Source organism: Pseudomonas sp. NPDC079367 (genome assembly GCF_044542195.1).
In the GTDB taxonomy this organism is placed as follows: Bacteria; Pseudomonadota; Gammaproteobacteria; order Pseudomonadales; family Pseudomonadaceae; genus Aquipseudomonas.
Genome location: NZ_JBITTW010000045.1, coordinates 13,960 through 26,960 on the forward strand (window position 1 = coordinate 13,960; position 13,001 = coordinate 26,960).

At 58.4% G+C, this 13,001-nt stretch carries 12 protein-coding genes and 2 tRNA genes; 7 read left to right on the forward strand and 7 right to left on the reverse strand.

All coding sequences use genetic code 11. From position 1 onward, the window contains the following. Nucleotides 1-100: 100 nt before the first annotated feature. Complete coding sequence (locus ACIGDJ_RS24645; protein ID WP_101156166.1) at nt 101-619, forward strand: DUF2062 domain-containing protein; 519 nt, start codon at nt 101-103, stop codon at nt 617-619. A gap of 65 nt (nt 620-684) precedes the next feature. Here the strand turns inward: ACIGDJ_RS24645 and ACIGDJ_RS24650 are convergent, their stop codons facing one another. The 4 genes from ACIGDJ_RS24650 to ACIGDJ_RS24665 form a co-directional block, all read right to left on the reverse strand. Next, nucleotides 685-1,464, reverse strand: a complete 780-nt coding sequence (locus ACIGDJ_RS24650; protein WP_039760202.1) for an ABC transporter permease — start codon at nt 1,462-1,464, stop codon at nt 685-687. Further along, on the reverse strand, nt 1,461-2,393 hold the full coding sequence (locus tag ACIGDJ_RS24655) for an ABC transporter ATP-binding protein (RefSeq protein ID WP_312999837.1): 933 nt from the start codon (nt 2,391-2,393) through the stop codon (nt 1,461-1,463). Before ACIGDJ_RS24655 ends, ACIGDJ_RS24650 begins: the two co-directional genes overlap by 4 nt. Before the next feature lie 133 nt (nt 2,394-2,526). Beyond that, nucleotides 2,527-3,150: a glutathione S-transferase family protein gene (locus ACIGDJ_RS24660; RefSeq protein ID WP_101156159.1), complete on the reverse strand. Its 624-nt coding sequence runs from the start codon at nt 3,148-3,150 to the stop codon at nt 2,527-2,529. Nucleotides 3,151-3,193: 43 nt separating this feature from the next. Continuing rightward, entirely contained in the window at nt 3,194-3,853 is a 660-nt protein-coding gene (locus tag ACIGDJ_RS24665; RefSeq protein ID WP_312999836.1) for a transglutaminase family protein, read from the reverse strand. 247 nt (nt 3,854-4,100) lie between these two features. Here ACIGDJ_RS24665 and ACIGDJ_RS24670 point away from each other — a divergent pair, with 247 nt between their 5' ends. Next, nucleotides 4,101-6,548 carry an acyl-CoA dehydrogenase gene (locus ACIGDJ_RS24670; protein WP_397480120.1) on the forward strand — a complete coding sequence of 816 codons (2,448 nt, stop codon included), beginning with the start codon at nt 4,101-4,103 and terminating at the stop codon, nt 6,546-6,548. 73 nt (nt 6,549-6,621) lie between these two features. Next, entirely contained in the window at nt 6,622-7,029 is a 408-nt protein-coding gene (locus ACIGDJ_RS24675) for a PA2817 family protein (RefSeq protein WP_101156153.1), read from the forward strand. Between the two features lie 470 nt (nt 7,030-7,499). On the opposite strand, the gene ACIGDJ_RS24680 is transcribed toward ACIGDJ_RS24675, so the two are convergent. After that, a complete protein-coding gene (locus ACIGDJ_RS24680) occupies nt 7,500-8,498 on the reverse strand; it encodes a LysR family transcriptional regulator (protein WP_101156151.1) in 999 nt (332 codons plus the stop codon). A gap of 88 nt (nt 8,499-8,586) precedes the next feature. Here ACIGDJ_RS24680 and ACIGDJ_RS24685 point away from each other — a divergent pair, with 88 nt between their 5' ends. The 4 genes from ACIGDJ_RS24685 to ACIGDJ_RS24700 all read left to right on the forward strand — a co-directional run bounded on the left by ACIGDJ_RS24685 (nt 8,587) and on the right by ACIGDJ_RS24700 (nt 12,637). After that, nucleotides 8,587-9,213: a hypothetical protein gene (locus ACIGDJ_RS24685; protein WP_101156149.1), complete on the forward strand. Its 627-nt coding sequence runs from the start codon at nt 8,587-8,589 to the stop codon at nt 9,211-9,213. Between the two features lie 87 nt (nt 9,214-9,300). Further along, nucleotides 9,301-10,071, forward strand: coding sequence for a 2OG-Fe(II) oxygenase (locus ACIGDJ_RS24690; RefSeq protein ID WP_312999833.1), 771 nt, complete (start codon nt 9,301-9,303; stop codon nt 10,069-10,071). Nucleotide 10,072: 1 nt separating this feature from the next. Beyond that, nucleotides 10,073-10,711 carry a LysE family translocator gene (locus tag ACIGDJ_RS24695; protein ID WP_101156144.1) on the forward strand — a complete coding sequence of 213 codons (639 nt, stop codon included), beginning with the start codon at nt 10,073-10,075 and terminating at the stop codon, nt 10,709-10,711. Nucleotides 10,712-10,897: 186 nt separating this feature from the next. Continuing rightward, nucleotides 10,898-12,637 (forward strand): dipeptidase, encoded by a 1,740-nt coding sequence (locus tag ACIGDJ_RS24700; protein ID WP_397480119.1) that lies wholly within the window; start codon nt 10,898-10,900, stop codon nt 12,635-12,637. 136 nt (nt 12,638-12,773) lie between these two features. Here the strand turns inward: ACIGDJ_RS24700 and ACIGDJ_RS24705 are convergent. After that, nucleotides 12,774-12,849, reverse strand: a tRNA-Gly gene (locus tag ACIGDJ_RS24705). Between the two features lie 3 nt (nt 12,850-12,852). Next, nucleotides 12,853-12,928, reverse strand: a tRNA-Glu gene (locus ACIGDJ_RS24710). Between the last annotated feature and the right edge of the window lie 73 nt (nt 12,929-13,001).

Below are 13,001 nucleotides of genomic sequence, written 5' to 3' on the forward strand. Positions count from 1 at the left end.
GGGTCTGCGGCACGACCGTCGTCAACAATTGTCACAAAGTCTGAATGGGCGGCTCATAGAATCCAGACATACTTGCCGCCTTAACCGACCGAGAAGCCTTATGCCCCGGCGCTTATTCAAACGTTACATGCCCGACCCGACGAGCATCAGGGAACACAAATCCTTACGCTTTCTCGGCACGTTGCTGCATGACCCGAACCTCTGGCACCTCAATCGCCACTCGGTGGCCCGGGCGATGGCGGTTGGCCTGTTCGCGGCGTTCTTGCCGATTCCGGCACAGATGCTGGTCGCGGCGGCGTTGGCGGTGATGGTGCGGGGCAACATGCCGATCGCGGTGAGTCTGGTCTGGCTGACCAATCCGATCACCATGCCTGCGGTGTTTTTCTGCACCTACCAGGCCGGGGCGTTTCTGATGGATGTGCCGGCGCGGCATCTGCCGGACGAGTTGACCTGGGAATGGATCAGCGGTGAATTGTCGACGCTCTGGCAGCCGTTTTTGCTGGGTTCGGTGGTTGTCGGCCTGGTGCTGGGGATTCTCGCCTACTTCCTTGTGATGCTGTATTGGCGCTGGTGGGTGGCGCGTCAATGGCGGCGGCGCAAGCTAAGTCGGCAGAAATGAATGCAAAACGGCCTCCGCGATGGGAGGCCGTTTTTGATTGTCAGACATGCAGGGTATCGCGTGCTTCAGGTGCGCATCCCGCGTCCACTCACCAGCAACCGCGCACAGCCGAGATACAGCACCACGGTCGCCACCAGCATGAACGTGATCGCGATGCCGATACGAATATCAGAGACACCAAGGATGCCGTAGCGGAAGGCATTGACCATGTGCAGCACCGGATTGGCCAGCGAGACGGTCTGCCAGAACGGCGGCAGCAAGGTGATCGAATAGAACACACCACCCAGGTAGGTCAGCGGGGTCAGGACAAAGGTCGGGATGATCGAAATGTCATCGAAGTTGCGTGCAAACACCGCGTTGATGAAGCCCAGCAGCGAAAAGATCGTCGCCGTCAGCACCACCACCAGAATGGTCACGCCAAGGTGATGCACCTGCAAATCGGTGAAGAACAGCGACAGAATCGTCACGATCAGACCCACCGCCAGACCGCGCAACACGCCACCAATGGTGAAGCCGATCAGGATCGTATGCGGGGATACCGGCGAAACCATCAGCTCTTCGATCGAGCGCTGGAACTTGCTGCCGAAGAAGCTCGACACCACGTTGCCGTAGGAGTTGGTGATCACCGACATCATGATCAGCCCCGGCACGATGTACTCCATGTAAGTGAAGCCACCCATGTCGCCGATCTGCCGCCCGATCAGGTTGCCGAAGATCACAAAGTACAGAACCATGGTGATCGCCGGCGGCAGCAATGTCTGCGGCCAGATCCGCATGAAGCGCTTGACCTCGCGGTAGACGATGGTTTGCAGGGCGACCAGGTTGGGGCCGAACTCGGAACTCATACCGCCACCTTCGACAGATTTTTCTCCACCAGGGACACGAACAACTCCTCGAGGCGATTGGTTTTGTTACGCAGGCTCAGCACTTCGATGTTCTGCTGCGCCAACTGGGTGAACAACGCCGTGATGCCCATGGATTTGTCGACCTGCACTTCCAGGGTGTGGCTGTCGAGCAACCGGGCCGGGTAGCCGAGCAATTGCGGCGCAACCTGCAGATCGTTTTTCAGGTCGAGCAAAAAAGTTTCCACGTGCAACTGGCCCAGCAACTGTTTCATGCTGGTGTTCTCGACAATGGTGCCGTGGTCGATGATGCCGATGTTGCGGCACAGCTGCTCGGCCTCTTCCAGATAATGCGTGGTCAGAATGATGGTGATGCCCTTCTGGTTGAGCTCAGTGAGGAAGGTCCACATCGAACGGCGCAGTTCGATATCGACACCCGCAGTCGGCTCATCAAGGATCAGCAGGCGCGGTTCATGCACCAGCGCACGGGCGATCATCAAACGGCGTTTCATGCCGCCGGACAGCGAACGCGACGGCACATCTCGCTTGTCCCACAGGCCGAGCTGCGTCAGGTATTGCTCGGCGCGTTCCTTGGCGACTTTGGCCGGGATGCCGTAGTAACCGGCCTGGGTCACGACGATATCGAAGGTCTTTTCGAACTGATTGAAATTGAATTCCTGCGGCACTACGCCGATCGAGCGCTTGAGCGCTGCCGGGTTTTTATCCAGGTCATGGCCAAAGACATTGACCGTGCCGCTGGTCTTGTTGACCAGGGTCGAGAGGATGCCGATGGTGGTGGATTTGCCGGCACCATTGGGGCCAAGCAAGGCGAAAAAGTCACCTTCGGCGACGTCCAGATCGATACCACTCAACGCCTGGAACCCGTTGCCGTAGGTTTTGGTTAGCTGCCGGATGGACAGAGCGGAACTCATATCGGATTTACGCACCAAGAAGGAAGGAAAGAGATAAATAAGGGCGGACGGCGAGGGAAACAACCGCGGCGCAAGTTCGCAATGGTGCTTGCCGCCGCCGCACAAGTACAGTCAAGTGTGTCGATAGTAATTATCAAGTCAACGCGGTCATGACCGCTTTCTGATAGGCCGGACGCTGTTTCAAACGTTCATACCAGGCTTGCAGATGCGGTTGCGGGGCGCGCTCGATGGGCATTTCGAACCAGGCATAAATGAAGCTGCCCAACGGGATGTCGCCCATACCGATGTCGTTGCCCGAGAGGTAAGGCTGGCTGATCAGGGCATGGTCGGCCATGTTCAGCAACTCATCACACTCTTTGATCGCGGCATTGATCGCCTTCCAGTCCTGCTTCTCGGCAGGGGTGCGTAGCACACCCCAGAACACCGTGCGAAACGGCCCGGCGAAACTGGAAGTGGTCCAGTCCATCCACTTGTCCGCCGCGGCGCGGGCTTGCGCATCCGCCGGATACCAGGCGCTTTCCGGCGCGTGTTTGGCCAGCAGATAGCGAACGATGGCATTGGATTCCCACAGCACGAAACCGTCATCCTCGATCACCGGCACCCGGCCGTTCGGGTTCATCGCGCGGTACTCGGGCGTGTCGACCACACCGAACGCGCCGCCGGCATCGATGGCCTCGTAAGCAAGGCCCAGCTCTTCGGCCGCCCACAGAGGCTTTCTGACGTTCGATGAATTTTTCCGTCCCCAGATCTTCAGCATGACCGCCTCTTTACAAGTGAGTGGACGGCCAGCATACGCCGGATCAGGTGCGACTCAAATCGGTCTGCATATCGCCCAGCAGCACCGGCAATTGCTCGCTGAACAGATGCGGATAGCACTTTTGCAGGTGCTCGAAGAAGAAAGCTTCCGGCACATCGGTGAACTGGCCGTGATCGATCAGATACTCCATCAACTGCGCGCCGTCACGGTTGAACGGGTGGAAAACGCTGTCGTTGACACCATCGAACTCGAGCGCGGCGACGTTGAACAACTCGCACAGTTGCTGATTGAACGCCGGCGTCGCCTTGACCCAACGGCCGTCGAGAAACAACTCGGTGTAGCCATGCATGGCGAACACGTCGCTTTTCAGTAACTCGAGCAGACGCGGCGTCGACAGGTGATTGCGCACGTCGGCCAGACCGATACGCGCCGCAATTCCGCAATGCCGCGCACAACCGGCGAGAAGCGTGGCTTTCGGCACGCAGTAACTCTGCCCTGCGGCGAGTGCATAACTGCCGCGCAAGGTTTGCGGATCGCGACTGAACGTATAGGGGTTGTAGCGCACCGCCTCGCGCACGGCGTAATAAAGGTTGATCGCCTGATCACGCGGATCATTACTCGCGCCGCGATGCCGCTCGGCGAACTCCACCACTGCCGGGTGGTCACTATCGATGAAGCGGCCGGGGCTCAGATACTCGTGCATGACGGCAATCTCCTGGGTAAGCCACGAGTCTAGCGACAGCGTGAGCACAGAGATAACGACGTTTCGGCCAAACCTGAATGCAAAGCTGCGCAGCAACGAACGATTTCCCACACGTGTTGCCCACCGAACCTACGAAAACCATCCGGGGTTTCCCACGATTTCAATCACCATGCTCTGACCACCCGGATTTACAGATGCCGTCTAAGCTCTGGAGGGTCGATTTGCCTTGGTTCACGGAGGACTGAATATGCTGTTGTTGTGGATACTGGTTTTGATCGTCGGCGTGGCGTACCTCGCCCATCGACGCATCGCCCCGCTGCCTGCGTTGGGCGTGGTCGCTGCCTACCTGGTGGCGATGGGGATTTTCAGTCACGCGCCGGGCTGGCTGCTGTTCATTTTCTGGGTCTTGCTGGCGGTGGTCGCCGCACCATTGTTGCTGCCTGACCTGCGCCGCAAACATTTCACCGCGCCGCTCTTCAACTGGTTCCAGAAAACCCTGCCGCCGATGTCGCAGACCGAACGCGACGCGATCGATGCCGGCACCGTGTGGTGGGACGGCGAGCTGTTCAGCGGGCGTCCGGACTGGGACAAACTGCTGTCCTATCCCAAAGTGCAGTTGAGCGAAGAAGAACAGGCGTTCATCGATGGCCCGACCGAAGAACTCTGCGCGATGGTCAGCGACTGGCAGATCGGTCAGTCAATGGACCTGCCGCCCGAGGCTTGGACGCACATCAAGGAACACGGCTTTTTCGCCTTGATCATCCCCAAGGAATACGGCGGCAAAGGCTTCTCCGCCTACGCTCACTCGCAAGTGGCAATGAAACTGGCGACGCGCAGCGGCGACCTCGCATCGACCGTGATGGTCCCCAACTCCCTCGGCCCGGCCGAACTGCTTTTGCATTACGGCACCGACGAGCAACGCAATCACTACCTGCCGCGCCTGGCCCGTGGCGACGATATTCCGTGTTTCGCCCTCACCGGTCCGCTCGCCGGCTCCGACGCCGGCGCGATGCCTGACACCGGGATCATCTGCAAAGGCCAGTGGGAAGGTGAAGAAGTCATCGGCCTGCGCCTGAACTGGGAAAAGCGCTACATCACCCTCGGCCCGGTCGCCACCCTGCTCGGTCTGGCATTCAAGGCCTACGATCCGGATCATCTGCTCGGTGAAGAGGAAGACCTCGGTATCAGTCTGGCGCTGATTCCGACCGATACCGCCGGCGTGGAAATCGGCCGGCGCCACCTGCCGCTGGGCGCTGCGTTCATGAATGGTCCGAACTCCGGCAAGGACGTGTTCATTCCGCTGGACTACCTCATCGGTGGTCAGGAAATGCTCGGCAAGGGCTGGATGATGCTGATGAACTGCCTGTCCGTGGGGCGTTCGATCTCGCTGCCGGCGGTCGGCACCGGCGCGGCCAAGTTCACCAGCCTGGTCACCGGGCAGTACGCGAATATTCGTGAACAGTTCAACGTGCCGCTTTCAGCCTTCGAAGGTATTCAGGAGGCCATGGCGCGCATTGGCGGCAACGCGTGGATGATGGACGCCGCACGCATGCTCACCGCTAACGCGGTGGATCTCGGGGAAAAGCCTTCGGTGCTGTCGGCGATCCTCAAATACCACCTCACCGAACGCGGCCGCGAATGCATCAGCCACGCCATGGACGTACATGGCGGTAAAGCCATCATCATGGGACCGAACAATTACCTGGGCCGCAGCTGGAACGGCGCGCCGATCTTCATCACCGTCGAAGGCGCGAACATTCTGTCGCGCAACCTGATGATCTTCGGTCAGGGCGCAATCCGCTGCCATCCGTTTGTACTCAAGGAAATGGCCTTGGCAAGTCGCGAAGACAAGGAACAGGCACTTAAGGAATTCGATGGCCTGCTGCTCAAGCACATCGGTTTTGCCGTCAGCAACGCGGCCAGCACACTGGTACTGAACCTCGGGTTTGGTCACTTTGAACATGCGCCGGGCGACAAGATCAGTCAGGGCTACTTCCGGGCGCTCAACCGTCAGGCCGCTGCCTTCGCCATGCTCGCCGACTTGAGCATGATGCTCCTGGGCGGCGAACTGAAACGCCGCGAACGCCTGTCGGCACGCCTCGGCGATGTGCTGAGCAACCTGTATCTGGCCTCCGCCGCGCTCAAGCGTTATCACGATCTGGATTCGCCGGCCTACATGGAGCCGCTGTTTCGCTGGGCCATGGAAGAAAGCCTTGGCCAATCGGAGCGCGCACTGGATGAGTTGCTGAGCAACTTTCCGAACCGGGTGTTCGGCTGCCTGCTGCGGGTCATCGTTTTCCCGTTCGGTCGCCGGCACAAAGGCCCATCGGACAAACTCGGCGCCGAAGTTGCTGCGGTCATCGGTCGCGCCAAAGGCGATCCGGCATTGGAGGAACTGCTCGCCGGCTGCTATCGCCCGCAGTCAGCAGATGATGCAGTGGGCGCGCTGCAACACGCCAGCGACCTGCTCGACGCTGCGCAACCGCTGCACAAAAAATTGCACACCGCACTGAAAAGCGGCCAGGTCAAGCCAGCAGCCGGTGAACACGCTATCGATGCCGCACTGGAAGCCGGCGTGCTGCAAGCGGTCGAAGCGCAAAGTCTGCGCGACGCCGAGGCCGCCCGCCGCAAGGTGATCGACGTCGATGATTTCGACAAAGAGGAACTGACCCAGGCAGCGGGCAAAGTCCGCTGATCCCGGTTTTTGTGAAAAAACGGCGCGAGAGCTTTATACTCCCGCGCCCGTTTTGCTCTTGAGGACTTATCTCGTGTCCAACGTCGTTGCCGATCATCTCGTGTTGCTCGACCACCTGCGCAGTATCCTGGTCGCCGTAGGTGAGGCCGAACAAGTGCCCGAAGAAAGCCATGCCCTGTTCCTCGAGCGCTTCGATGAACTGCTGGCTTCCCTGCCGATCGACCCTATCGAAAGCCAATACCTGGGCCAGGACATCCTCACCCAAGTCATCAGCCGCTACCCGCAAATCGCCCACCTGATTCCACGCGATCTGCTGTGGTTCTTCGCCGGCGACTGCCTGCACTACCTCTCCGACGAAGAAATCGACCTGTACCAGGCCCTCGAAGAACGCCGCTACGAAGCCGAACAGAACGATGAACCGTTCGACTGGAACCAGGAAAAACAACTGCTGGCCATGTCCGTGCAGGACAGCAAGCACTGATATCCGACAGGTAATCAAAAGGCCCGCACTGGTGATTCCATGCGGGCCTTTTTTTGAAAATCAAAAGCCCCTCACCACTCAACACAATGAGCGTTAGCTCGAGTACCGCTTTTGATCTTGCCGTGCCAGCGATGTCGGAAGGCTGAGTGGCGGGATTGATCCGGGCGTGGGAGCGCAGCGACCGTCTGGCGCAGCCAGACACAGCGCAAGGAGGTGCAGCGCAGCAAACCGTAGCCGCTGCGCCCGGATCAGTCCCGGAGCGAAGGTACCCCGAGCCCCAGCGAGCGGGCCGAACGTAGGAGCTAGCGTTTTTTGCTGACTTTTTTACTGGGCCGGCATTCCGGGCGTTTGTAAAAAAGTAAGTCGCCGTAAGGGCGAAACCCGAAACAGCCGTTACCGCAGCAACGGATATTCACCCAAAACCCCAAGAACCTGGTCCGCCCCAAGGCCGCCAAGCCCCTAAAACAACCTCAAAGCAACCCCTCACTCTCCGGCAGCTCATACGCTACAGCCACATTGCTCCCGCCCACCGACTTCCCGGGCCGACCCAACGTCGGTTCCTTCTGCAAACACTCCACCAGATAATCAATAAACACCCGCAACTTCGGCGGCAGATAGCGCGTCGGCGAATGCAGCAACCACAACCCACCATGATAGGAAGCAAGAAACGTCCACTCCGGCAGCACCTGCACAATCAGCTGCTGCTCCAACGCATAACGCGCGGTGAAATACGGCAGGCTGCCTATTCCGATGTGCTGCAACACCGCCCCTAGCCGCACACCGGTGTGATTGGCGGCATAGCGCCCGCGCACACCGACGGTCACCGCCTTGCTGCCCTGCTTGAATTTCCAGCGCGCATCGCTCGGCGTTTCACCCAGATAAATACAACTGTGATTGAGCAAATCGTGAGGATGTGTCGGCGTGCCATGTTCGGCCAGATATTGCGGCGTCGCGCAGAGCATATGATCGATCGTCAGCAACTGCCGGCCGACCAGACCGGCCGGCGGACGATCGGTGATGCGAATCGCGAGATCGACATGATCATCGATCAAATCGACCTGACGATCCTCCAGCAACAACTCGACATCAACCTTGGGATAGCGGCGAAGAAACTCCGGCATGTGCGGATGAATCACAAAGCGCCCCACCGCTTTCGGCACGCTGACCCGCACCAGCCCCTCCGCTTCGTGGGTGAACTGACCACTGATTTCCATCACCGACCTGGCCGCACTGACCATTTCCTGGCAACGCTTGAACACCTCTTCACCACCATCGCTCAAGCGCAATTTGCGCGTGGTGCGTTGCAGCAAGCGTGTGGCCAAGGCTTTCTCCAGACGCGAAATGCTGCGGCTGATCGCCGAGGGTGACGACCCCATCTGCCGGGCTGCTTCAGAGAAGCTGCCGGTCTCGACAACCTTGACGAAAATCGCCATTTCACCCAGCAGCGGCAGCGGAAGATTGATGCTCACAACGCACAAGTCCTTTGATGTTCGAATGGATTATCACGTTATTGCACGATTCATATAATAAAAACAGAACTTCATCAGGGCATGGAATATGACGCTTCGCCTGTTTTTTCACAGTGATGATCTCAAGGCGAATGTCGAAGTCCTCGACTGCACACCCTGCGAGAACGAATTCGCCGTAGTGCTGCGCGCTACCCTGTTTCACCCGCAGGGCGGCGGCCAGCCCTGCGACACCGGCTGGATCGGTGAAAGCCGGGTGTCGCGCGTGGTGCAGGAACCAGAGCGTATTGTTCATTTCGTCGACCGCCCGGTAGCGCTTGGCATGACCGTCATCCGTGTCGATGAAGAGCGCCGCCGCTTCAATACCCGCATGCATTCTGCTGGGCATCTGATCGGTCATTTCATTCAAGCCATGGGCTGGGTGCCGATCAAGGCGCACCACTGGCCGGACGAAGGTCGGGTGCAATTCAAGCCGGGCGATGGCGCTGAAGAAGTCGATGCGCCAACCGTACAAACCGGTATCGAGCGGTGGATCGAACACGATCTGCCGCGCCTGACTTCACTGCGCGAGGGCGCGCGGGAAATCAGTTTTGGTGAACTGCCGGCCTATGGCTGCGGTGGCACCCATGTACGCAGCCTGAAGGATTTAGGCACAGTCACGATCGCGTCGCTTTCGCAGAAGAAAGGCACGCTGTCCGTCCACTACAGCGTGGGTTGAGCATTTCGGACGCTGCCATCGCGCAGCGTCCACAGCCGGGAACCGCATTCGCCGGTTCCGTTGACTATCGATAGATGGACCTAAAAAATGATGCTAGACGTCGAGCGTCTCGATGAGACGTGCATAAAAAAACTGGCCAACGAAGAAGTCCTCGCCATCCGCGTCAAACGCTTTTTGCCCGAGCCGCTGGCGATCGAGATCGGAGACAAGATTCTTGCTCCAGGTTTTGAAGGCTACATCAACGCGCCGAGTATCGGCCGCATCGGCATGGCCTTTTACGAGGCGGAAAATCAGCCGCTGCTGATCGAGGATTACTTCGAACGCGCCGCCCGCAATATCGATGAATTACGCCAGCGCTGCGCGCCCTACTCCTCACCGATCGACACCTTGCGCTGCATCCTCGACGAATCCTGGCCCGCTGGCGCCCATCTGGAAAACCTCTACGGGCGCAAGATGTATGTCGGCTTGTCGCGAGTGGTCAAGCCCGGCGTGTGCTTTCTCGCCCACCACGACATCTTCGCCAAGGACGCCCCGGACAGTTTTCAGGCGCGCAGTCTGGAGGCGCAATTTGCCTGCAACGTCTACCTGAACATGCCCACCGAGGGTGGCGCCTTGCAGATGTGGAATGACCACATCACCCCGGATCAATTCGACGAAATGCGCGGCGACAGTTATGGCATCGAACCTTCGCTGCTGGGGCCACCGGCGCTTGAAGTGCGGCCGCAGCCGGGCGATTTCATCATGTTCAATTCGCGCCGTATGCACTCGGTCACTCCGGGCGTAGCAGACCCGCGTTTGAGCCTGTCGTTCTTTGTCGGTTATCGCGGCAATGCTTCCCCCCTGACGTTCTGGAGCTGACATGCTTTCCAATTACCTCGGCGAATTTCTCGCATTGGCCACCATCCACTTCCTCGCCGTGGTCGCACCCGGCCCGGACTTCGCCGTGACCATCCGTCAGAGTGTGCGCTTCGGCCGCCTCGTCGGAATCTGCACCGCGCTGGGCATCGGCGCGGGCATTTCCGTACATGTGCTGTACACCCTGCTGGGCGTCGGCGCCCTGATGCATACCACGCCTTGGCTGCTGACTGTGGCTAAGGTTGTCGGCGGTGCATACATCCTTTATCTGGGCGTCAGCCTGATTCGCAGCAAACCGAAGAGCAGCGTCAATAGCGAGAAAAACGCTGAAGAGCCGCTGATCGAGCAGTCGTTGTTCAAGGCGTTCGGCACCGGTTTTCTGACCAATGCGACCAACCCCAAGGCCACGCTGTTTTTCCTGGCGATTTTCACCACGATCATCAGCGCCAGCACACCGCTGCAGATCCAGGCGTTGTATGGATTGTGGATGTGCTTCGTCAATGCGCTGTGGTTCGTTATTGTCGCGGTGTTTTTTTCCAGCAACAAAGTGCGCCTGCTGTTCATGCGCCTCGGACACTGGTTCGAACGCAGCATGGGCGTGATCCTGATTCTGTTTGCCGGACGCCTGATGCTGTCGATGTAACTCACACAAAAAAGTCCCGGCATCAGCTGCCGGGACTTTTTCATTTGTGCGCCCCTTTTGCATTTCTGTGCGACAGATCAAGTTTGTGACTCCCTCTTCACCTGCTCATGGTGGTAGGTTGCAAAATGTTTCTGCCGCAAGCGTCAGACATATTTTCCCAATCTCTAGCAAAGGAATGCCTGTTCCATGGTCTTTTCCCTGAAAAAACTGGCCGCTGCCACGCTCGTCATGGCCAGCCTCACCTCGTTTACGAACGCCGCACAAGCCAACATCACTGCCGAGCAAAGCGCGGCGATCCTGAAATCCTTCGACGGCAAGAACCTGACGGACTTCCGTAGCTTCCTTGGCAGCCTGGCGAAAAGCGACCTGACCAAGACGGATAATCTCACCCCGTCCATCAGCGCCTTCCTCGACAACAAGACTCTGAACGCCGAACAGCAGAACGAAATTCACCGTCTGCTGGGCATTTACACCCGCGTGAAATATGGCAAGTCTGCACTGGAAACCCTGCGTCAGCTCGTCGAAATCCCGACCTTCCGCAAGGATGGCGTTGAACAACACGACAATCCGGAATTCATCAAAATCGCCGGCGAGATTCAGAAACTTGCTGAATCCTTCGGTTTGAAATTCCGCAATGTCGATAACCGCGTCTACGAAATCTCTCTGGACGGTAAAGGCGACGAAGTCGTTGGCATTCATGCACACGCCGATGTGGTGCCAGTAACTCCGGAAAACTGGGTATTGAAAGACGGCACCAAGCTCGACCCGTTCAAGGTCACGCTGATTGGCGATCGGATGTACGGGCGCGGCACCGAGGATGACAAGAACGCCATCGTCGTCGCCCTGTACGCCATGAAAGTGATCAAAGACGAGAAGCTGCCATTGGCGCGAAACTTCAAGTTGCTGGTCGACACCACCGAAGAAACCAGCGGCGATGCCATTCCTTATTACTTCGAACGCAACCCGACGCCGAACTACAACATGGCGCTGGACGGCGGTTATCCAGTGGTAATTGCTGAAAAAGGCTACGGCACCGTTATGGCCAACTTCGCCAAACGCAAAGCCGAGGGCAACGGTGCAGAAATCATTTCGATGACCGGCGGCAAAGCGACCAACCAGATTCCATCGGCTTCGGTGGTCACGCTGACAACCGACAAGCCTGCCGAGCTCGCCGCCAGTTTGCAAAAATCCGGCGACGCCTACGCCAAAGCCAACGGCGGCGACTTTGAAGTTGCGGCAAAGGTTGATGGCAGAGACGTGAAACTCACGGTCACGGGGCTTTCTGCGCACTCTTCCGAACCAGAATCCGGCGTCAACCCGGTTGCGCGGATGCTGAGCTTCATCAACAGCCTGGACGGCAAAGTCGCGCTCAAGCACAACCAGTTCACCGATGCCGCGCGTTATGCCGATGACAACTGGGGCCTGGATTATCTCGGCAAAAAACTTGGCGTGGGCTTCTCCGACTCGTTCATGGGACCACTGACCACCTCGCTGACCTATGTCGGTGAGGACGACAAAGCCTTCAAACTGGCAGTGAACTTGCGGGTTCCGAAGGGCAAGTCGCCGGAAAAGCTCAAAGCTGAGATCGCTGAGAAACTGGATGCATGGAGCAAAACGACTCACATTGCGGTGGCATTCGACTATTCGGTGGCCGAACCGATGTATCGCAATCCCGAGGGTGAGTGGGTCAAGGCGCTGCTCGCCGTGGCCAGCGAAAACCTCGGCATGAAGTCTGAATTCGGTACATCCGCTGGTGCGACTTCGGTTCACGAATTGCCGAACGGCGTGCAATTCGGCCTGGCGCGGCCTGAGGCCAAATACACCGGCCATACCGACGGCGAATTCAAGACCGTCGAGCAGTTCCTGCTGGATCTGCAGATCGTCACGGAAATGATGGGGCGTGTCGGGCAACTGCCGAAACTGTAATGCAGCGCCTGAGTTTGGTCACCGATGACCGGGCTCGAGATAAAAAAGGACCTGTGAAAAGGTTCTTTTTTATCGCCCCTATAAAACGCGCACAAACAAAAACGCCGATCATCGCTGATCGGCGTTTTTGTGAAATTGGAGCGGGAAACGAGACTCGAACTCGCGACCCCGACCTTGGCAAGGTCGTGCTCTACCAACTGAGCTATTCCCGCAAATGGCGTCCCCTAGGGGACTCGAACCCCTGTTACCGCCGTGAAAGGGCGGTGTCCTAGGCCACTAGACGAAGGGGACACACTACAACATTCACTCCCTGCCGCGTTTCGCTGTGTGCTTTACGCTGCAAGTGGCGCGCATTCTATGGATG